General features: G+C 71.3%; 19 protein-coding genes and 1 pseudogene. 11 read left to right on the top strand and 9 right to left on the bottom strand.

The genetic code is table 11. The features are described 5' to 3' along the window. The first annotated feature begins 63 nt into the window (after positions 1-63). The gene (locus AB0M63_RS28505) at positions 64-1,428 is read left to right on the top strand and encodes an FAD-dependent oxidoreductase (RefSeq protein ID WP_366021442.1); all 1,365 of its coding nucleotides are present in this window, start codon (positions 64-66) and stop codon (positions 1,426-1,428) included. Positions 1,429-1,487: 59 nt separating this feature from the next. On the opposite strand, the gene AB0M63_RS28500 is transcribed toward AB0M63_RS28505, so the two are convergent. After that, positions 1,488-2,045 carry a dihydrofolate reductase family protein gene (locus AB0M63_RS28500; RefSeq protein WP_355914666.1) on the bottom strand — a complete coding sequence of 186 codons (558 nt, stop codon included), beginning with the start codon at positions 2,043-2,045 and terminating at the stop codon, positions 1,488-1,490. 56 nt (positions 2,046-2,101) lie between these two features. Further along, positions 2,102-3,040 (bottom strand): sigma-70 family RNA polymerase sigma factor, encoded by a 939-nt coding sequence (locus AB0M63_RS28495; protein WP_366021441.1) that lies wholly within the window; start codon positions 3,038-3,040, stop codon positions 2,102-2,104. A gap of 38 nt (positions 3,041-3,078) precedes the next feature. On the opposite strand from AB0M63_RS28495, the pseudogene AB0M63_RS28490 reads away from it, so the two are divergent. The 6 genes and pseudogenes from AB0M63_RS28490 to tgmB all read left to right on the top strand — a co-directional run bounded on the left by AB0M63_RS28490 (position 3,079) and on the right by tgmB (position 8,018). Then, positions 3,079-4,044, top strand: a pseudogene (locus AB0M63_RS28490) (DUF1152 domain-containing protein). A 248-nt stretch (positions 4,045-4,292) separates the two neighbouring features. Further along, positions 4,293-4,724: a hypothetical protein gene (locus AB0M63_RS28485; RefSeq protein WP_366021440.1), complete on the top strand. Its 432-nt coding sequence runs from the start codon at positions 4,293-4,295 to the stop codon at positions 4,722-4,724. A gap of 262 nt (positions 4,725-4,986) precedes the next feature. Beyond that, on the top strand, positions 4,987-6,159 hold the full coding sequence (locus tag AB0M63_RS28480) for a hypothetical protein (protein WP_366021439.1): 1,173 nt from the start codon (positions 4,987-4,989) through the stop codon (positions 6,157-6,159). Between the two features lie 202 nt (positions 6,160-6,361). Further along, the gene (locus tag AB0M63_RS28475) at positions 6,362-6,658 is read left to right on the top strand and encodes a YkvA family protein (RefSeq protein ID WP_355914680.1); all 297 of its coding nucleotides are present in this window, start codon (positions 6,362-6,364) and stop codon (positions 6,656-6,658) included. A gap of 165 nt (positions 6,659-6,823) precedes the next feature. Beyond that, complete coding sequence (gene tgmA, locus AB0M63_RS28470) at positions 6,824-7,015, top strand: putative ATP-grasp-modified RiPP (RefSeq protein ID WP_355914683.1); 192 nt, start codon at positions 6,824-6,826, stop codon at positions 7,013-7,015. Between the two features lie 16 nt (positions 7,016-7,031). Further along, on the top strand, positions 7,032-8,018 hold the full coding sequence (tgmB, locus tag AB0M63_RS28465; RefSeq protein WP_366021438.1) for an ATP-grasp ribosomal peptide maturase: 987 nt from the start codon (positions 7,032-7,034) through the stop codon (positions 8,016-8,018). A gap of 17 nt (positions 8,019-8,035) precedes the next feature. On the opposite strand, the gene AB0M63_RS28460 is transcribed toward tgmB, so the two are convergent. Beyond that, the gene (locus AB0M63_RS28460; protein WP_366021437.1) at positions 8,036-8,305 is read right to left on the bottom strand and encodes a hypothetical protein; all 270 of its coding nucleotides are present in this window, start codon (positions 8,303-8,305) and stop codon (positions 8,036-8,038) included. Positions 8,306-8,354: 49 nt separating this feature from the next. Then, positions 8,355-9,503 (bottom strand): serine hydrolase domain-containing protein, encoded by a 1,149-nt coding sequence (locus AB0M63_RS28455; RefSeq protein WP_366021436.1) that lies wholly within the window; start codon positions 9,501-9,503, stop codon positions 8,355-8,357. A gap of 200 nt (positions 9,504-9,703) precedes the next feature. Between AB0M63_RS28455 and AB0M63_RS28450 the strand changes: the two genes are divergently transcribed. Then, positions 9,704-11,743: a SpoIIE family protein phosphatase gene (locus AB0M63_RS28450; protein ID WP_366021435.1), complete on the top strand. Its 2,040-nt coding sequence runs from the start codon at positions 9,704-9,706 to the stop codon at positions 11,741-11,743. A 4-nt stretch (positions 11,744-11,747) separates the two neighbouring features. Here the strand turns inward: AB0M63_RS28450 and AB0M63_RS28445 are convergent, their stop codons facing one another. Beyond that, positions 11,748-12,215, bottom strand: a complete 468-nt coding sequence (locus AB0M63_RS28445) for a hypothetical protein (RefSeq protein WP_366021434.1) — start codon at positions 12,213-12,215, stop codon at positions 11,748-11,750. A 144-nt stretch (positions 12,216-12,359) separates the two neighbouring features. Between AB0M63_RS28445 and AB0M63_RS28440 the strand changes: the two genes are divergently transcribed. Then, positions 12,360-13,328, top strand: coding sequence for a helix-turn-helix domain-containing protein (locus AB0M63_RS28440; protein WP_366021433.1), 969 nt, complete (start codon positions 12,360-12,362; stop codon positions 13,326-13,328). Further along, the gene (locus tag AB0M63_RS28435; RefSeq protein ID WP_366021432.1) at positions 13,325-13,837 is read left to right on the top strand and encodes a GNAT family N-acetyltransferase; all 513 of its coding nucleotides are present in this window, start codon (positions 13,325-13,327) and stop codon (positions 13,835-13,837) included. The genes AB0M63_RS28440 and AB0M63_RS28435 overlap by 4 nt, the downstream gene beginning before the upstream one ends. Positions 13,838-13,844: 7 nt before the next feature. On the opposite strand, the gene AB0M63_RS28430 is transcribed toward AB0M63_RS28435, so the two are convergent. Both AB0M63_RS28430 and AB0M63_RS28425 read right to left on the bottom strand, forming a co-directional pair. Next, on the bottom strand, positions 13,845-15,617 hold the full coding sequence (locus tag AB0M63_RS28430) for an ABC transporter ATP-binding protein (RefSeq protein ID WP_355914706.1): 1,773 nt from the start codon (positions 15,615-15,617) through the stop codon (positions 13,845-13,847). Positions 15,618-15,706: 89 nt separating this feature from the next. Continuing rightward, on the bottom strand, positions 15,707-16,564 hold the full coding sequence (locus AB0M63_RS28425; RefSeq protein WP_355914709.1) for an aldo/keto reductase: 858 nt from the start codon (positions 16,562-16,564) through the stop codon (positions 15,707-15,709). A 302-nt stretch (positions 16,565-16,866) separates the two neighbouring features. On the opposite strand from AB0M63_RS28425, the gene AB0M63_RS28420 reads away from it, so the two are divergent. Continuing rightward, positions 16,867-17,754, top strand: coding sequence for a Gfo/Idh/MocA family oxidoreductase (locus AB0M63_RS28420; RefSeq protein ID WP_355914712.1), 888 nt, complete (start codon positions 16,867-16,869; stop codon positions 17,752-17,754). Here the strand turns inward: AB0M63_RS28420 and AB0M63_RS28415 are convergent, their stop codons facing one another. Beyond that, complete coding sequence (locus AB0M63_RS28415; protein ID WP_355914715.1) at positions 17,755-18,099, bottom strand: hypothetical protein; 345 nt, start codon at positions 18,097-18,099, stop codon at positions 17,755-17,757. A gap of 133 nt (positions 18,100-18,232) precedes the next feature. Continuing rightward, positions 18,233-19,123: a GNAT family N-acetyltransferase gene (locus tag AB0M63_RS28410; protein WP_366021431.1), complete on the bottom strand. Its 891-nt coding sequence runs from the start codon at positions 19,121-19,123 to the stop codon at positions 18,233-18,235. Positions 19,124-19,183 lie beyond the last annotated feature (60 nt).

The raw sequence follows: 19,183 nt of genomic DNA, 5'->3' as shown, positions 1-19,183 counted from the left end.
TTAGTTTAGGCTTCCCGTCGAGTCGCTCAGTATCGCTCGAAATCGCTCGAAGGGAACCTGATCATGCTGCGCCCCCTGCGGGTAGCCATCGTCGGAGCCGGCCCCGCCGGGATCTACGCCGCCGACGCCCTGCTCAAGTCCGAAGTGGCCGCCGAACCCGGCGTGTCCATCGACCTCTTCGAGCGGATGCCCGCGCCCTTCGGCCTGATCCGGTACGGCGTCGCCCCCGACCACCCGCGCATCAAGGGCATCATCACCGCCCTGCACCAGGTCCTGGACAAGCCGCAGATCCGCCTCTTCGGCAACGTCGACTACCCGACCGACATCTGCCTGGACGACCTGCGGAGCTTCTACGACGCGGTGGTCTTCTCCACCGGTGCCACGGCCGACCGCGAGATGTCCATACCCGGCATCGAGCTCGACGGCTCCTACGGCGCCGCCGACTTCGTCTCCTGGTACGACGGCCACCCGGACGTCCCGCGCACCTGGCCGCTGGAGGCGGAGAAGGTCGCCGTGCTCGGTGTCGGCAACGTGGCCCTCGACGTGGCCCGCATCCTCGCCAAGACGGGCGACGAGCTGCTGCCGACCGAGATCCCGCCGAACGTCCACGAGGGCCTCAAGGCCAACAAGGCCCTGGAGGTCCACGTCTTCGGCCGCCGCGGCCCGGCGCAGGCGAAGTTCAGCCCGATGGAGCTGCGCGAGCTGGACCACTCCCCGAACATCGAGGTCATCGTCGACCCCGAGGACATCGACTACGACGAGGGCTCGATCACCACCCGCCGTAGCAACAAGCAGGCCGACATGGTCGCCAAGACGCTGGAGAACTGGGCGATCCGCGATGTGGGCGACCGCCCGCACAAGCTCTTCCTGCACTTCTTCGAGTCGCCGGCGGAGATCCTCGGCGAGGACGGCAAGGTCGTCGGCCTGCGCACCGAGCGCACCGCCCTCGACGGCACCGGCAACGTCAAGGGCACCGGCGAGTTCAAGGACTGGGACGTCACGGCGATCTACCGCGCGGTCGGCTACCTCTCCGACAAGCTCCCCAAGCTTCCCTGGGACATCGAGTCGGGCACGGTCCCGGACGAGGGCGGCCGGGTCATCCAGGAGACCGGCGAGCACCTCCAGTCGACGTACGTCACGGGCTGGATCCGGCGCGGCCCGGTCGGTCTGATCGGCCACACCAAGGGCGACGCCAACGAGACGGTCGCGAACCTGCTCGACGACCACGCCAACGGCCGTTTGCACACGCCTGTTTCGCCCGACCCGGAGGCCGTGGACGCGTTCCTCGCCGAGCGCGACGTCCGCTTCACCACCTGGGACGGCTGGTACCGGCTGGACGCCGCCGAGAAGGCGCTGGGCGAGCCGCAGGGCCGCGAGCGCGTGAAGCTCGTCGAGCGTGAGGACATGCTCAGGGCGAGCGGCGCGTAAGCGCCACCGAGTTGAAGGCGAGGGGCCCGGCGGACGTATCGCCGGGCCCCTCGCGCAGGTCAGCTCGCCGCCCGCCCGTACCGCGCGTACACGGTGGGCCCCGGCTTCTCCACGGCCAGGCACTCCAGGTGCACAGCCGGACCGCCCGCCGGGAAGAGCCGCTCACCGGTGCCGAGGACCGTGGGGAAGGTGATCAGCCGGTACTCGTCGACGAGGTCCTCCGCCATCAGCGCGCGGACGACGCTCAGGCTGCCGATGACGATCACGTCCCGTTCCTCGCGCTTCACGGCGTCGACGAGATCGCCGTCGAGGACGGTCGAATGCGACCACGCCGACACATCGGTCAGGGTGCGGGACGCGACCAGTTTCGGCACGGCGTTCATGCGGGCGGCGAACGGTTCGTCGCGGCCCGGCCACAGCCGCGAGAACGCCTCCCAGGTGGTGCGGCCGAGCAGCATGACCCCCTCGTCGAGGATGCTGCCCAGCCGGAACTTGTCGCCGCCGATCTCCTCACGGCCGTAGCGGAAGATCCAGCCGCCGTCCGGGGTGCCGTCGGACCCGTCGGGGTCGGACACGATGCCGTCCAGGGTGGTGAACTGAATGACGATGACGCTCATGATCGGTGTCCCTTCGGTCGATGCTCACCGGTACATACCGGCGGCGTCGGCCGAACTCATCGCTGCGCGCGCGATCGGTCCGAGGAAATCTGTCGTGGCAGGCCGAAGGCCTCCAGTACCTGCGGATCGGTGAACACGACGTTGCCGGCGACACGTCCGCCGGTGACGGTGAAGACCTGGACGCTGTGCAACCACCGGTATCCCTCGGGACCCGTCGCGTAGGCGGCGAGTGCGGGCTGACCATTGGCGGACAGGCGCGTCAACGCCCAGTCCGTGCCCCGGAGTTCGAAGACCCGGCGCATGAACGCGCCGTAGTGCTCGGTGCCCCGGAACCAGAGCGGGACCGGCGGCATCTCCAGGACGACCTCGTGGGCCAGGAGCCGTACGAGGGCGGGGACGTCGGCCGCCTCGAAGGCCCGCAGGTAGCGGTCGATCACCTCGCGTGCCTCGGGGTCGTCCGGTTCGGTGATCGCGTCGCTGTCGCCGACGTCCGTGAGGGCCGCGCGGGCGCGCTGGAGCGTGCTGTTGACGGCCGGGACCGTGGTGTCGAGCTGGTCGGCGACCTCGGCGGCGCTGAACTGGAGCACCTCGCGCAGGACGAGCACGGCCCGCTGCCGCGCCGGCAGGTGTTGCAGGGCTACGACGAGAGCCAGCCGCATGTCCGCCCGCGCCTCCATGTCGTAGCGGGCGTCGGGGAAGGGCTGCAGCCAGGGGATGTCGGTCGCCGGGGTGAGCGGCGTCCCGGGGTCCTCGCCCGGTGCGCCGAGGCCGGACGGCAGCGGGCGGCGGGACCGTCCTTCGAGCGCGGTGAGGCACACGTTGGTGGCGATGCGGTACAGCCAGGTCCGTACGGACGCCCGCGCCGGGTCATAGCGGTCGCGGGCCTTCCACGCGCGCAGCATGGTCTCCTGCACCAGGTCCTCGGCCTCGTGGAACGAGCCCAGCATCCGATAGCAGTACGCCACCAACTCGCCCCGGAACGCCTCGAAGTCCACCCGCCCATCATGGCCCACGGGGCTGTTAGCGTCCTGAGGTGTTCACACTTCTCGAACCCCCGTTCCTTTCCCGGCTGCGCGACGCGCGCCGGATTCTCGTCGCCGGTGCGGGCGGCGGCTTCGACGTCTACGCCGGGCTGCCGCTGGCCCTGGCGCTGCGCGCGGCCGGCAAGGAGGTGCACCTGGCGAACCTGTCCTTCGCCGACCTGTACGGCCTCGACCAGGACGTGTGGCTGGAGCCGGACGTCGCCGCGATACGGCCCGAAACGCAGGCCCGGGGCGACTACTTCCCCGAGCGGTCCCTCGCGCGCTGGCTCGACCTGCACGACATGCCGTCAACGGTGTACGCGTTCCCCCTCACCGGTGTGCGGCCGCTGCGGGACGCGTACCGCGCGCTGATCGGGCATCTCGGCGGGGTCGACGCCGTCGTGCTGGTGGACGGCGGGACCGACATCCTGATGCGGGGCGACGAGCACGGACTGGGCACGCCGGAGGAGGACATGGTCAGCCTCGCCGCCGTGAACGGGCTCGACGAGGTGGCGGTGCGGCTGGTGGCGTGCCTCGGCTTCGGCGTCGACGCCTATCACGGCGTCAACCACTCGCTGGTCCTGGAGAATCTGGCCGCGCTGGAGCGTGACGGTGCCTACCTGGGCGCGTTCTCCCTGCCGCGCGAGAGCCGCGAGGGGCGGCTGTACCTCGACGCGGTGGCCCACGCCCAGAAGTCCACGCCGGAGCATCCGAGCATCGTCAACGGTTCCGTGGCGGCGGCCGTACGCGGAGACTTCGGGGACGTCCGCTTCACCGAACGCACGCGTGGCAGCGAGCTGTTCATCAATCTGCTGATGGCCCTGTACTTCTGCGTGGACGCGCGGGGTCTCGCGCGCCGCAACCTCTAACTCGACCGGCTGGAGGAGACCGCCCTGATCCGGCAGGTGAGTTCCCTCATCGCGGAGTTCCGCGACGAACTGCCCCGGCAGCGGGCGCCGCGCGCCTACCCCCACTGACCGACCCGAAGAAGACCACGGGGTCGAACGAATACTTGGGGCACATAAATGCTGTGAAGTGCCTCACGACGGGTAGTTCTTAACTCAGCGCCTCTTCCGCGTGAACACCTCCACTCAAAGGAACTGTGGTCTTGGCTCTCGCGTACCCTGACGCCCCGTCAGCCCGTCGACCCGGGCGTATCTGGACTATTCGCATCACCGGTCACCGCGACCGCACCGCTTCGGTCAGCTGCTCCTCCGGGTGCGGCATGCCCGCGCGGTCGCGTGACATCGCGGCCCTGCGCCGCTTCGCCGAAGCCCATGCGGCGGCCCATGCCAGAGCGGCGACCGTACGCCCCGACGCCGCCTGCGGCTGCCGCCGGCAGCGGTGCGCGGCGCACGAGGGGACCCGGGTCGACTGCTCGGGTTCGGTGCTGCTCGTACTGCGCCACGATCCCGCGGTCGGCCAGGTGTGGACCCTGACCGAGGTCTGCGCGGCCTGCGCCTCGCTGATGACGCACACGCGAGTCGTCGGCAAACCGTTGCCGCGCACCCGGCCGCCGCGCGAGGAGCCGGTCGTACCCCTTCAGGCCCCGTCCGCGACGAGCGCGCGTCCGGTGCCGGCCGGCTTCAGCGCGCCCGCGCCCGAACCGGGCGCCCCGTCCCGGCGGGGTGCCGTGGACGGCCGTCGGCGGAGGTGAGACCGCGTGGCGCACGGAAGGGACCCACCCCGAGCGGATGGTGGGCGGGTCCCGTCCGCCCCACCATTCTGAGGACCGGGCCATGTCAAAGGCACGAGTGAAACCCGGCCGCCCGGAGCGAACCGATCACACCCCGCGCGTACGCTCGCGCCGTATCGCGGGAAAGCCGGGCATACGAGACTCTCCGACCCCCGCTTGACGCGCCAAGATCTCCGACGGTGATACTGGTGGGTCAGCACCGCCCCCGCCCGCAGATTGGCCTATGTCGAACTCCTCCACAGCTCCGCCCACGATCCCCCACACGGTGTGGCTGGCTCGCGGCCGCCACGTCGGGTCCGACGCGGCGGACGTCGTACGGCGACAGTTGCAGCGACTCAAGGACCGCGAGGTCATCGACGACCATCTGGAACCGGACGCGGACGACGAACCGGACGCTTTCCAGCCGGTCTTCGAGGCGCGCTGGCGGGTCGAGGGGACGGTCACCGTCCGGGCCCGGTTGACGCTGCCGTCCGCTCCGGAGCCGGGTTCGGCAGCGGCCGACGGGCAGGAGTGGGTCCTGGTCGCGGAGGCCGAGCGGGTCTGGGATCCCCGGTGGCCCTCCCCCGCGACCGTGTTCTGGCCCGAGGACCCCGAGGACACGGACGCCGGCTGGGACCATGTGACGGTTCCGGGGCTGCGCTTCCGGGAGGTCAATCCGCTGCCGTCCGACGAGAAGGAGCTGCGGCGCCTGTTCAGGAGCTGCGCGCAGGACGGCTGGAGCATTCACGTCGTCGTGCACGAGGCCATGACCCCGGACGCGCGCGGCCGGCTGCCCCTGGCGCGGCTGCTGCCCGAGAGCCTCCGGCACCGCGTGGTGGAGCACCGGGCCACGCCGGACCAACTGCGGTCCGTCAACTGGGCGTTGCTGCGCGAGTTCGACTTCCAGGTACCGCGCGGCGGCGCGGTGGTGCTGCCCACGAGCCCGGCCGCGCCCGGCTACGACGTGCGTGACTTCTCCGTGCGCAGTGTCTTCCTCGACGGTTCGGAGCCGACCGAACTCGTGGACGTGCTGCGCCGTTACGCCGCCTCCGCGCGTCCGCTGCCGGAGGGCGGCGAGGCGGCCGTCACCGCGCTGCGGGAGCAGTGGCGCCTGATGACGCTTGAGGAGGAACTCGCCCGGGAGCGCAGGCTGGTGGCCATGTACGCCGAGGCGCTGGAGGCGATGACGAAGTCCCGGGACCTGTACCGGGAGTCCGCCGACCGCGCCAACGAGGCGCTCGCCGCCCTGCGCGAGTCCGCCGGCGCCGTGTCCGGGTTGCCTCCCGAAGCATCGGTGTCCCCGCTCCAGCGGACGTTCGGCCGCCTGCGGGACGCGACGAAGGCGCTGCGCCCCGCTTCTCCGGTCGACGCGGACCGTGCGGATCCACCGCGTGACGATGATCGGGATCGATCCTGACTGGCCCTGTGGGACACCGGAAAGTCACTGCAAGGCCCGTACCAGTCCTGGGAGTTGTGGCTGACGGTCAAGCGCGGTCGGCGACTGTCAAGACCCTTCCGGGCGTTCGGGTGTGATGTTCCCCTCGCAGGCAATACCGGGGCCGTAACCGGGCATTCGGATAGGGCACATGCCGTGCGGCCGCACCGGAAAAGGGGCTCCCGTGGATTCGACCACAACCGTGATCGTCGTCGCCGTGGTGCTCGCGGTGATGCTGCTCGCCGTGGCCGTCGGAGTGCTGGTGCGGCTCGTCCGTACGCGGCGCGGACTGCGGCGCGCAGGGCTTCCGACCGGCCCCAAATGGGTTTTCTGGGGTGCCGTCCTCTACTTCGTACTGCCGACCGACCTGATGCCCGACCCCGTGTATCTGGACGACATCGCCGTCCTTCTCCTCGCCCTGCGCACGATGCGCAACTCCCTCGGCGAGCAGGAGGAGGGGCGGCCGGGCGACCCCGGCTGACCCCGGCGTGCGTCTCGCCTTCCTTCCTGTGACTACGCAGCGTAAGGAAACCATTCACTCGTTCGATTCGTATAAGTCTCTGGAAGCAGACGGAAGTCGGCGGGTCGAGCGACCTCGCAGGGTGGCCGGCCGCTTGCACGAGGCAGTACCGACGAGGGAGAGACGATGCAACCGTTCGCGCTCAACTACGCTCGCCCGGCTTCACAGTTGGAGCTTTCCGCTCCGTACAGCTACGACTCCGGACTGCAGTTGAACGTGCTCGCCGACGGACGGGTGGCCGCCCATGATCTCGCTCTGCTGAGAGAACTGGGCACCACGACGTCCACCGCGGGATCGAAGACCCACTTCGACGACTGAACACGGAACGACGAAAATGACCGTGTTGGTCCTTACCTGTGAAGAGGACGTCACGGCGGACATGGTGGTGGTCCACCTGCACGCGTCCGGCGTCCCCGTGGTCCGGATCGATCCCGCCGACCTCACCGGCGGGGTCGCGCTCTCCGGCGAGTACGTCCACGGCCGTTTCCGGGGTCATCTGTCCGCCGGAGGGCGGCTGGTGAGCCTGAGCGGACTGCGGTCCATCTGGGTGCGCAGACCGGGCACTCCGGCCACCCGCGGACCCCAGCCCTCCGAGTGGCTGACCGAGGAGGCGTCCCAGGCGCTCTACGGCATGCTCCGCGGCTCCGGCGCCCGCTGGATGAACCACCCCGACGCCGCTCGCCGCGCCCGGCACAAGCCCTGGCAGCTACGGCTCGCCCAGCGCAGCGGGCTGCCCGTGCCGGCCACCCTGATCACCACCTTCCCGCAGGCCGCCCGCGAGTTCTCGCAACGCTTCCCGGACCTGGTGGTCAAGCCGGTCTCCGGTGCCCATCCGCAGGATCCGCCCAGAGCGGTGCCGACCAGCCGGGTCGCGCCGGACACCGACTTCGCCGCCGTCGCGTTCGGTCCCACGCTGCTGCAGCGGCGGATCGCCAAGCGCGCCGACATCCGGCTCACCGTGGTGGGCGACCGGATGCTGGCCGCCCGCACGGCGACCGCCCCGGACGCGGACCCCGCCGAGGTCGATGTCCGCTTCGCCACACCCGCGCAGCCCTGGCATCCCACCGAGGTCCCGCCGCGCATCGCCGAGGCCGTCCGCACCTATCTGCGCGAGGCCGAACTGGCCTACGGCGCCTTCGACTTCGCCGAGGACGGCGACGGCACCTGGTGGTTCCTGGAGTGCAACCAGTCGGGCCAGTTCGGCTTCGTCGAGGCGGACACGGGCCAGCCGATCGCCCGGACGATCGCCCAGTGGCTGTCCCTGCCCGCCTCGTCGGAGCGGGAGGGACGCCTCGACGGGCCCGACAGCACGGTCGCCTGAGCCTCAGCAGGAACGGTTCACCAGGCTCGGAGGTCACAGCCGTCCTGCCGGCCGCACGCACCGCACCCGACCAGCCGCAGCGCGCGGTCGTGCAGATGGTCGACGGTGACGTACGGGCGCAACCGGTCGCTGCCCAGGCCGCACCCCGGGCAGCCCGCGAACAGACCCAGGGTGCGGAAGTCACCGACGGTCAGGGTGCTTTCGGCGAGTTCACCCCGAACTGCGGGCGTGGGTGCGGCGGTTGGCCGGCCGAAGTGCAGGATCATCGCCGCGGTCTCGTCCGACATGCGGCCCGGGTTCCGGCGGCGTCCGGGTCCGAGGCACCGGACGCCGGAGTCACGACCCGTACGTTCCTCCCAGCAGGCTGCACACGGCGTCCTCCTCGACCGCGCGCAGCTTGCGCAGCAGAGCGGGGGTACCCGCCTGGTTCACCTGAGTTGTCAATGAGAAAGTGAGCGCGCGCCGACCGTCGGGGGTGGCCGCGATGAACTGTGTGTAACCGAGGGTGTTTCCGGTATGTCCGAGAACCACCCCGCAGCGGGTGGCGTAGCGGAAGAGTGCGAGTCCGGCGCTGTTGCGGCCCGGGCCGGCCGGTTCGGAGGCGCCGGGGATCCAGTGCCGCTGTTCCTTCACGGCCGCCCGGGAGGTGAGGGCTCCGGCGGAGTACGCGCCGATGAACGTGGCCAGGTCGCGGGGCGAGGAGGTGATGCCGCCGGAGGCCCAGACGCCCGACATGCCGATCGCCTCACTGACGTCCTCCGGTCCGTTGGGCCCGCCGAAGGCGTAGCCGTGCATGTAGGGCTCGGGCATCTCGTAGCCCTGCGGCAGGCTCGTGTCACGCAGGCCCAGCGGCCGGTAGACCTGGTGGCGCAGCAGGTCCTCGTAGAGTCTGCCGGTCGCCGCCTCCGCCATCAGCGCCACGGCGATGTTGTCGGAGTTCGAGTAGCGGTACTGCGAACCGGGGGCGAAGCCGAGCGGTTCGCCGGCCACGAAGTCGAGCAGGCGCCGCGAGTCGAAGTGCCGGCGCGGGTCGGCCGCGATGAGGCTCCGGAACTGTGGGCTCTGGCTGTAGTCCGGCAGCCCGCTGGTGTGTTGGAGCAGTTGGCGCAGGGTCACCGACCGCCAGGCCCGGGGCAGTTGGGGCAGTCGGGCGCCGATCGTGTCGTCGAGGTCGAGCCGGTGCTGTCGTACGAGGCTCAGGGCCACCGCTCCGCTGAACGCCTTGCTGGTGCTCGCGGTCCGGGTGTGGTCGCGGGCTTCGAGCGGGCGGCCGGTGGTGATGTCGGCGGTGCCGGCCGTCAGGACGCGCTGTCGGTCGCCGTCGCGCAGGACGACGATCACGCCGGGCGGTCCGTCGGGGGCGGCGACCAGATCATCGAGTCCGCGTTGGAGGGAGTGGTCGTCGGCCGCCGCGGGCGACGCGGGCACGAGGGCGCCCACGCAGGTGGCGACCACGAGGGAGACGAGGCGGAGCGGGAAGGGCATCGGGTGTCCTGGGGGCAGTCGGGTCAGGGCACGACCAGAATCCGGGGGCTCGTCGGCATCCGCGCGGGTACGTGCTCCATACGGCCCTCTCCGCTCCCCTCCCCCACGGTGTTGCCGCGCGGGCCGTGCTGTGCCGTAATCGGATGACCCGCGGTGCGGATCTTGGCCGGTGCCGTGCCGCGCCGGAAGGAGCGGCTGGGATGGACGCGTACGGTGCCGGGGACGGTGTCACGGCCGCCCCGGGAGGCTTGCTGGACCTGTTGCGGGTCGCGGCGGTGGTCCTGGACGCCGACGGGTACATCACGCTGTGGAGCCCCGAGGCGGAGCAGTTGCTGGGCTACTCCCCCGAGGAGGCGCTCACCCAGCGCGCGGACCGGCTGCTGGTGTCGCCGGACGACCGGGTCCGGGCGCGGGAGCTGTTCGCCCAGGTGGGTACGGGTGCCCGCTGGGCGGGGGTGTTTCCCCTGCTGCACCGGGACGGCACCGAGCGGCAGGTGGAGTTCCGCACCATGCGGTTGCGCGACAGCCGGGGTCAGGCGCATCTGCTGGGGCTCGCGGCGGACGCGACGACGGTACGAACCGTGGAGCGGGACCTGGCGCTGTCCCACAGCCTCGTGCGGCAGACGCCGGTGGGCATCGCGGTGTTCGACACCGAGCTGCGCTGGGTCGGGGTCAACCCGGCCCTGGAGCGGATCAACGGCCTTCCGGAGGCCGAGGTCGTCGGGCGGCGGATCGGTGAGGTGCTGCCTGGTCTGGACGTGGCGACCATCGAGTCGCGGATGCGCCATGTGCTGATCACCGGCAAGCCGCTGCTCGACCAGCAGACCGTGGGCCGGACGGCCGCCGACGCCGAGGACCGGGCGTACTCGGAGTCGTACCACCGCATCGAGGACGCGCAGGGCCGGGTCCTCGGACTGGCGATGGCCGTACTGGACATCACCGAACGGGAGCAGGCCGCCGCCGAGGTCGCGCAGGCCCGCCAGCATCTGTCCGTCGTGGCGGAGGCCGGGGTGCGGATCGGTACGACTCTCGACCTCCAGCAGACCGCGCGGGAGCTGGCCGACGTGGCGGTGCCGCATGTCGCCGACCTGGCCGCCGTCGACGTACTGGAATCCGTCGTGACGGACGGCACGATCACTCCGGTGACCGAGGACGCGCAGGTCGAGTTCCGGGCGCTGGCCGTCGCCGCCGGATACCTCACCGACGCCATCCACGCGGCGGACCCGGTCGGCGAACTGGCCACCTACGGCCCCAACCGCATCATCACCCGGTGCGTGCGCGAGGCAGGACCGATCCTGGTCGAGCGGGTCGACCAGCCGATGATGCGGCGCATCGCCCGGGACGGGCGTGCCGCGCAGACCCTGCGTGCGGCGGGCGTCCACTCCTACCTGGCGGTCCCTTTGGTGGCCCGCGGCGAGGTGCTGGGCACGCTGAGCCTCTACCGCACCGTCAACGAGCGCCCCTTCGACGCACAGGACCGCCTCCTCGCCTCGGAACTCGCCGCGCGCGCCGCGATCTGCATCGACAACGCCCGCCTCTACGCCCGGGAGCGCACCACCGCGCTGACCCTGCAACGCGGTCTGCTGCCGCCGGCCCCGGCACGGCAGGAGGGCCTCGACATCGCCGCCCGCTATCTCCCGGCGCTGAGCGAGGTCGGGGGCGACTGGTACGACGTGCTGCCGCTGGGGCCGGGCCGGACCGGTCTCGTCGTCGGGGACGTGATGGGCAAGGGGGTGCAAGCGGCCGCCATCATGGGCCAGTTGAGCACCGCGACCCGCGCGCTCGCCCGACTCGACCTGCCGCCCGCGGAGTTGCTGCACCACCTCGACGACCTCACCGGTTCCCTCGGCGACACGATCGCCACCTGCGCGTACGGCGTGGTCGACCTCGGGCGCGGCACCTGCTGCCTGTCCAGCGCCGGGCATCTGCCGCCGGTCCTGATCCACTCCGACGGTGCCGCGGAACTCCTCGACATTCCCGGCGGGGTCCCGCTCGGTGTCGGCGGGGTGGACTTCGGGACCGCCGAAGTCGACTTCACCACGGGCGCGTTGCTCGCCCTGTACTCCGACGGGCTGGTGGAGAACCGCGGCGAGTCGATCGACGTGGGGCTGCACACGCTGACGCGGTTGCTGCAGAGTTCCCGGCGCCCGCTGGAGCAGACGAGCGACATGCTCCTCAACGCGCTGCGCCCGGAGCCCGACGACGATGTCGCGCTGCTCCTGGTGCGCGTCACCGCCTGACCGGTCAGGCACCCGTGGTCGAGCCGGGACGGATGATCATGAGGACGGTGACGGTCGCCCACAGGAGGTTGAAGATGCCGGTGAACATGGCGAGTTGAACGGTTCCGGCTCGCTCCACGGGCCGCCGCGCCCCCAGTTCCTCCAGGAGTTCGTCCTGACGCGGCAGGACGAAGGCGATGAGGATGCCGGCGGCCACGGCGGTGAGGGTGATGGACGCGATCAGCCAGCCGCTGCCCAGGACGCCCATCGCGGAGGCGGTGGCGAAGCCGAAGAGGGGTACGGCCAGTCCGACCGCGCTGTAGAGGCGACAGATGCGGTGCAGCAGTCGTACGGTCGTCACCCCCGCGTCGGGGCCGTCCGCGGCGGTGAGGGCGCGGCGGGCCGCCGGTGGGAACATGCTGGCGGCGACGGTCACGGGGCCGACCGCGACGATGGCGGCCAGGACGTGCAGAGTGAGAAGGATCTTGGTCACCGGCCCAGGCTAGGCAGGTCCCGTCCGGCCGCACAGAGGCTGGAACGACAGCTTTCAACGGATTCTCGCCAGCACCTCCGGCCAGGCTGTGGTGACAGATGGCCATGTCACCTGCCTGGCAGGAATCCGCCTATGGTGGCGTTCATGCACACCATCGCGATCCTCGCCCTCGACCATGTGGTGCCGTTCGACATGGCGACACCGATGGAGGTGTTCGGCCGCACCCGCCTGCCCGACGGCCGGAACGCCTACCGGGTGCGGGTGTGCGGCGAGACGCCGGACGTTCGGACGGACGGGTTCGCGCTGCGGGTCGACCACGGGCTTGAGGCACTGGCGGACGCCGACACCGTCATCGTCCCGGGCCGCTCGGAGCAGGCCGGGCCGCCCTCCGCCCGGGTGCTGGCGGCGCTGTGGGAGGCCGCGGCGGCGGGTACACGCATCGTGTCGATCTGCGTGGGCGCCTTCGTGCTGGCCGAGGCGGGCCTGCTGGACGGGCTGCGCGCCACCACGCACTGGATCGCCGCCGACATGCTGGCCCGCGCCTATCCCCTGGTCGACGTGGAGCCGGACGTGCTGTACGTCGACAACGGCCAGATCCTCACCTCGGCCGGAGCCGCCGCCGGACTCGACCTGTGTCTGCACATCATCCGCCGGGACTTCGGCTCGGCGGTCGCGGCGGACGCGGCCCGCCTGTCGGTCATGCCGCTCGAACGCGAAGGCGGGCAGGCCCAGTTCATCGTCCACCGGCATCCACCGGTCCCCCAGGGCTCGGCCCTCGAACCGGTCCTCCGGTGGATCGAGGACAACCTCTCGCACGAGATCACCCTGGGTGCGCTGGCGACACGATCGGGCATGAGCGAGCGGACGTTCAGCCGCCGTTTCCGCGAACAGACGGGCAGCACACCTCTCCAGTGGCTGCTGCGAGCCCGGGTACGACGTGCCCAGTACCTGCTGGAGAACACCGACCACCCCATCGAACGCGTCGCCCAGCAGGCCGGGTTCGGCTCCCCCACCGCCTTCCGCGAGCGCTTCCGCCGGGTGGTCGGCACGACTCCGCAGGCGTATCGCTCGGCGTTCCACGGCAGGACGGTCCCGGAGGTGGCGCCGGTATGACCCCTCACTCCGAGATCGCGGTCGTCCGCTGGTCGGGCGAGGACCCTTCGCAACTCGACGCCCTGGCCGCTCTGTTGGCGTCCTACCATCTGCGCACCCAGGACGAGAAGGGTGAACCCGTGACCGCCGTGGACTCTCTGCCGGACCGGTACCGGGCCGAAGTCCGCGATCCACGCGCCGCGTTCGCCGACGCCGCCGTGCTGCTGGCCGTGTGCGGCGAGACGGTGGTGGGCTGCCTGGTGGTGACCGCTCCGGCCGACGGGCGGTCGGAGATCAAGAGGCTCTGGACCGATCCGGAGTTCCGCGGCCGGGGTGTCGCCTCCCGTCTGATCACCGCCGCGCTCGCTCAGGCCGCCCAAAGCGGCGCGGGCACCGTCCAGTTGTCGGTGTGGGCCTGGCGCACCGCCGCCGTCGCCCTGTACGAGCGCCTCGGCTTCACCGCCACCGAGTCGTGGGACGCGCGGGACCGGCTGGTGTGCATGGAGCGAGTGGTAGGGCCGGTGTCCTGACCCGGGATCAGGCGACCTGCCCACTGTGCAGCGCCGTGTACGCCCCGCCCCGGCGCAGGAGTTCGTCGTGCGTGCCGATCTCCAGGATCTCGCCGTCGCCCAGCACCACGATCCGGTCGGCGCCGCGGACGGTGGACAGCCGGTGCGCCACGACGAAGGTCGTACGGCCGCGCAGCAGTCGGGCCAGGGCCTGTTGGACGAGGGCCTCCGAGCGGGTGTCCAGGGCCGAGGTCGCCTCGTCCAGGATGAGCACCCGGGGGTCCCGGATCAACGCCCGTGCGATGGCGAGGCGTTGGCGCTGACCGCCCGACAGCCGCGCCCCACGCTCGCCGACCAGGGTCTCCAGGCCCTGCGGCAACTTGTCCACGAACTCAAGGGCGTTGGCGTCGCGCAGCGCCGCGCGCACCGACTCCTCGTCGGCGTCGTCCATGCCGTAGGCCACGTTGTCGCGGATCGTGCCGTCGAAGAGGATCGACTCCTGGGGGACGACCGAGACGAAGCGGCGGTAGGTGCGCAGGTCGAGGGTGTTCATGTCGGTGCCGTCGAGCAGGATTCGGCCGCTCGTGGGGCGGATGAACCCGATGACGAGGTTGAGCACCGTGGACTTGCCGGCGCCGGAGGCGCCGACGAGGGCGACGGTCTCGCCGGGTACGACGGTGAGGGTGAAGTCGTGTACGGCGGGGCGGAGTCGGTTCTCGTCGTAGATGTGGCCGACGCGCTGGAAGGTGACGGCCCCGCGTACCGAGGCGACTTCCGCCTTGCCCTCGTTGTCCTCCAGCTCCGGCGCCTGGAGCACCTCGCCGACCGAACGGACCGATTCCAGGCCCTTGGTGATGACCGGCGCCAGGCTCGCGAGGGTCGTGGTGGAGTTGGTGAGCGTGGTCAGAAAGGCGCTGAGCATGACGACGTCGCCCGCGGTGACTCCCCAGGCGCCGTAGTACGACACGAGGGCCGCGCCGGCGAGGACCAGCACGCCGACCACGTTGAGGACGACCCAGGCCAGCGAGCCGAAGCGGCCGTTGAGCAGGTCGAGGCGGTTTCCGGTGGTGAGGAGCCGGCGGAGGGTGCCGTCCATGCGGCGCAGGGCCTTGCCCTCCAGGCCGTGGGCGCGGGTGACCGGGATGAGCCGGGTCATCTCCGTCACCCGCGAGGACAGGGTCTCGACCTCGTGGCGGAAGTGTTCGTTGTGGGTGCGCAGGCGGGCCCTGAGCCGGGACACAAGGAGTGCGGCGACCGGCACGACGACCACGAAGACGGGCACGAACTCCGGTGTGCGGAAGGCGATGATGACCAGGCCGCCGGTGAGCACGGTGATCGCGCCGAGCCCGGTCTCGGCGGTCTGCTGGACCATCTGCTCCACCGTCTCCACGTCCCGCACGACCTTGGCCTGGAGCACTCCGGCGCTGACCCGGGAGTGGTAGCCGATGGAGAGTTGCTGCATCCGCGTGCACAGCGCCGAGCGCAGGTCGGTGCCCATGCGGCGGACACTGCCGTAGAGGAGGCGGACGTAGAGGACGTGCAGCGGGTAGTTGATCAGCAGGATGAACAGGATGATTCCGGTGCTGGTCCAGAGTCTGCTGACCGGCTGGTGCTGGACCACGGTGTCGATGATGGACGCGGTGATCAGCGGGAGCAGCCAGATGGGGCTGTGCTTGACGGTGAACACGGCGGCGGCCAGGGCCAGGCGTCTGCGGTCGGCGCGGAAGAGGTAGGCGAGGGTCCGGATCGGGTGTTCGTCACGGTAGTGGTGGTCGAGCGGTTTGTCCGTGGACGACGCCATCGACGGTGGTCCTCCCCCTGCGACCGGTCGGCGGGCAAGGGCTTTCTCGCCCTGCCCGCCCCTGCTGCACCTCGGGCGTCGCCACCCTCTCAGACGGCGTCCAGCTCCGCGAACTCATTTTGCGAGAGGGCCAGTTCGGGTGCGGCGGCCGAGTCGCGGATCGTCTCGGGGCGGCTGGCGCCCGGGATCGGCACGACGACCGGTGACTTGGCGAGCATCCAGGCCAGGCACACCCGCTGCGGGCTGACGCCGTGCCGCTCGGCGATCCGGGCGAACGGCGCGTAGGCGGAGCCCAGTTCACCGGCGCGGGCGATGCCGCCGAGCGGGCTCCAGGGCAGGAACGCGATGCCGAGTTCGTCGCACAGCTCCAGCTCCGGCTCGCTGGAGCGGAAGGCCGGGGAGAACTGGTTCTGCACGGAGACCAGCCGCCCGCCGAGGATGTCGTTCGCGAGCCGGATCTGCTCCGGGTCCGCGTTGGAGATCCCGGCCAGGCGGATCTTGCCCTCGTCGAGCAGCTCCCGCACCGCGCCGACGGAGTCCGCGTACGGGACCCTGGGGTCGGGGCGGTGGAACTGGTAGAGGCCGATGGCCTCCACGCCCAGTCGGCGCAGGGAGGCCTCGCAGGCTTCCTTGAGGTACTCGGGGCGCCCGTCCAGGGTCCAACTGCCGTCCCCGGGACGGAGATGGCCGCCCTTGGTGGCGACCAGGACGTCGGCGCCGCGGTCGTGGGAGGCGAGGGCCTTGGCGATCAGGGTCTCGTTGTGTCCGACCTCGTCGGCGTGCAGGTGGTAGGCGTCGGCGGTGTCGATCAGGGTCACGCCCGCGTCGAGGGCCGCGTGGATGGTGGCGAGGGAGCGTGCCTCGTCGGGCCGTCCCTCGATCGACATGGGCATACCGCCCAGGCCGATCGCACCGACCTCGACGTCACCGATACGGCGGGTGTCCATTGCTCGTGCTCCTCTTCCGGTCTTCCGGCTGTAGCTCAGAACCGTGCCGTGCCGCATCACTCCACGACCGATCGGGTCGCGGCGGGCAGGACGCAGCTTCCAGCCTCTCCGGCCCGAGTCCGCAGGTCCAATAGAAGAAATCGAACGCATCCAGCAGCCGGACTGCTCAATCGGTGGGTCGCCGCAAGGGCTTGCGCACCTGCCCCGTTCATGTGGCACGCTCACCGGCGACCGGCCGGTCGGATCGACTCCGGTCGGCATCAGGTTCGACCCGTGGATTCGACCCGTGGAGAGGCAGCGCCATGCGCATCGGACTGCTCGGCACCGGCCCTTGGGCTCAGATGGCGCACGCCCCCGCCCTCGACGGCCACGCGGAGTGGGACTTCGCGGGCGTGTGGGGCCGCCGTCCGGACGCGGCCAAGGAGCTGGCCGACCGGTACGGCGTGCCGGCCTACGACGACGTCGACGCCCTCCTCGCGGATGTGGACGCCGTCGCCGTGGCCCTTCCGCCGTCCGTGCAGGCCGAGTTGGCGGTGCGGGCCGCTCGTGCGGGCCGGCATCTGCTGCTGGACAAGCCCCTCGCTCCGACGGTGGAGCAGGGACGAGCCGTGGTCGACGCGGTGCGGGAGGCCGGGGTCGCGTCGGTCGTGTTCTTCACCAGCCGGTTCCAGCCGGAGACGGAGGCGTGGATCACTGAACAGGCCGCCGCCGGGGGCTGGTTCACCGCTCGGGCCGAGTGGCTCGGCTCGGTGTTCACCAGCGACAGTCCGTTCGCCGCGTCCCCCTGGCGGCAGGAGAAGGGCGCGCTGTGGGACGTCGGCCCGCACGCCCTGTCCGTGCTGATGCCGGTGCTCGGTGATGTCCGCAGGGTGGCGGCGGCCGTGCGGGGTCCCCGGGACACGGCCCTGCTGATCCTGGACCATGTCGGCGGTGCGACGAGCACGCTGACGCTGAGCCTCACGGCGCCGACCGCCGCAGCCGGGGTCACGGTCGAACTGCGCGGTGAGGCAGGGGTGGCCGGCCTCCCGGACAGCTCGGGCAGTGCGGTGTCCGCCCTGACCCGCGCCGCCGACGCGCTGAGCGAGGCCGTCCGCACGGGTCGGCCGCACCCCTGCGACGCGGCTTTCGGGCAGCGGGTCACCGAGATCCTGGCGCAGGCCGAGGCGATGGTGACCGACACCGTCGGCTGATCACTCGCCACCCGGTGCCTCCTCGTCCTCGTCGAACGGCTCGTCGCTCCACCGGAACCAGGCCCGCTCCCCCTCGATGTGCAGCAGGAACTCGGGCACGGGCCCGTCCGGCGAGGTGAGCGTGACCCGCCGCCGGATCTCGTCGTAGGCCTCCTCCCAGAGGGACCAGTCGTCGTCCGCCTGCGCCAGCGCCAGCTCTTGTATGAACAGATCCCGTACGGCGTCGAAGGCCGGACCTGGGGTGAACTTGCCCGACAGCCAAGGGAAGTCGGCGTCGTCGATGAGGATCTCCCCCACCGTCTCCTCGCCCCCGCGCACCTGCCAGACCTCGCCGACGAACCCCATGCCCGCCTCCATCCCGCCGTAGAGCGATGTTCCGTAGATCCACCTGTCGCCAGCATGGCACCCGGCACTGACAGTCGGCCCGGAACGGATCACGAACCGGGCCGACTGCCCGCACGGCTACGGGCCGGTGCGGCTACTCGACGAACTGGAAGGTGGCGCGCTCCCGGATGAGGGGATAGCCGGCCTTGGCGAAGTGCGCGGCCATCGGGAAGTTGCCCTGGTCCGTGGCGGCGGCGATGAACTCGGCGCCGCGCTCGGCGAGATGGTGCGTGCACTCGGCCAGCAGGTCGCGGGCGTAGCCGTGGCCGCGCTGTTCCGGTACGACTCCGATGAAGCCTACGCAGGGGCCCGACGGATTGCGGGCCGGGATGTGGATGCCCACGAGGTCGCCGTCGGGGGTGCGGGCGACCTGCCACCACTCGCGCGGGGACGGGCACCAGCGGAAGAAGTCGATCTCCTCCTGTGCGGCCTTTTCGACTCCTCCTTGGCTGATGGCCCGTCGGGCATGGGCGTCGAGGGTGACGGAGTGGATGCGGCGCAGGGCGTCGAAGAACACGGCGTCGTCCGGTTCGGGGGCGAAGACGAGGCGTCCGGGGCGCTCGGGCAGCCCGCACGCCGGGGTCCATCGGTAGATGAACCGCTCGACGAGGAGGTCGTAACCGGCCGCGCGCAGGGCGGTGAAGCGGGCCTCGGCGGCGGCACGGACCTCGGGGCTGTCGCGCCAGCCAGCGGGGAGGTTCAGCTCCACATCCACGCGCCAGGGCACGCTGCGCAGGAGCTCGGCGGCCGCCTCCTCCTCTCCCTCGACCAGGTCGAAGCAGTCGACGGCGAGGGGTTCGGTGTCGTCCGGGCCGGCCCACCAGGCGGCGCGGGCGACGACCGTGCCGTCCCGCAGCGCCACCCGCTGCCAGTCGGGCCGCCAGGTCGTCAGCCGGTGTTGCGCCCGGGCGCCGAGCGCGTCGGGAAGTGCGTCGAAAAGATGGGCGTCGCTCGCGTCGAGCGCGCGGATGACCAGATCGGTCATGGATTCCTCCGGGATGCGTACCGCGTGAGGCGCTCCCGGTCAGGTCAGTCGAGGCACACC

The organism is Streptomyces sp. NPDC051576 (assembly GCF_040681835.1).
Lineage (GTDB): Bacteria > Actinomycetota > Actinomycetes > Streptomycetales > Streptomycetaceae > Streptomyces.
The sequence above is the reverse complement of the archived record's forward strand: the minus strand, read 5'-3'. Positions and strand labels throughout refer to the sequence as shown.

Coding starts and splice junctions, on each gene's coding strand:
- AB0M63_RS28505 (WP_366021442.1), top strand. CDS start 64: ATGCTGCGCCCCCTGCGGGTAGCCATCGTCGGAGCCGGCCCCGCCGGG.
- AB0M63_RS28500 (WP_355914666.1), bottom strand. CDS start 2,045: ATGAGCGTCATCGTCATTCAGTTCACCACCCTGGACGGCATCGTGTCC.
- AB0M63_RS28485 (WP_366021440.1), top strand. CDS start 4,293: ATGCCCGCGCGGTCGCGTGACATCGCGGCCCTGCGCCGCTTCGCCGAA.
- AB0M63_RS28480 (WP_366021439.1), top strand. CDS start 4,987: ATGTCGAACTCCTCCACAGCTCCGCCCACGATCCCCCACACGGTGTGG.
- tgmA (WP_355914683.1), top strand. CDS start 6,824: ATGCAACCGTTCGCGCTCAACTACGCTCGCCCGGCTTCACAGTTGGAG.
- tgmB (WP_366021438.1), top strand. CDS start 7,032: ATGACCGTGTTGGTCCTTACCTGTGAAGAGGACGTCACGGCGGACATG.
- AB0M63_RS28460 (WP_366021437.1), bottom strand. CDS start 8,305: ATGTCGGACGAGACCGCGGCGATGATCCTGCACTTCGGCCGGCCAACC.
- AB0M63_RS28455 (WP_366021436.1), bottom strand. CDS start 9,503: ATGCCCTTCCCGCTCCGCCTCGTCTCCCTCGTGGTCGCCACCTGCGTG.
- AB0M63_RS28450 (WP_366021435.1), top strand. CDS start 9,704: ATGGACGCGTACGGTGCCGGGGACGGTGTCACGGCCGCCCCGGGAGGC.
- AB0M63_RS28440 (WP_366021433.1), top strand. CDS start 12,360: ATGCACACCATCGCGATCCTCGCCCTCGACCATGTGGTGCCGTTCGAC.
- AB0M63_RS28435 (WP_366021432.1), top strand. CDS start 13,325: ATGACCCCTCACTCCGAGATCGCGGTCGTCCGCTGGTCGGGCGAGGAC.
- AB0M63_RS28430 (WP_355914706.1), bottom strand. CDS start 15,617: ATGGCGTCGTCCACGGACAAACCGCTCGACCACCACTACCGTGACGAA.
- AB0M63_RS28425 (WP_355914709.1), bottom strand. CDS start 16,564: ATGGACACCCGCCGTATCGGTGACGTCGAGGTCGGTGCGATCGGCCTG.
- AB0M63_RS28420 (WP_355914712.1), top strand. CDS start 16,867: ATGCGCATCGGACTGCTCGGCACCGGCCCTTGGGCTCAGATGGCGCAC.
- AB0M63_RS28415 (WP_355914715.1), bottom strand. CDS start 18,099: ATGGGGTTCGTCGGCGAGGTCTGGCAGGTGCGCGGGGGCGAGGAGACG.
- AB0M63_RS28410 (WP_366021431.1), bottom strand. CDS start 19,123: ATGACCGATCTGGTCATCCGCGCGCTCGACGCGAGCGACGCCCATCTT.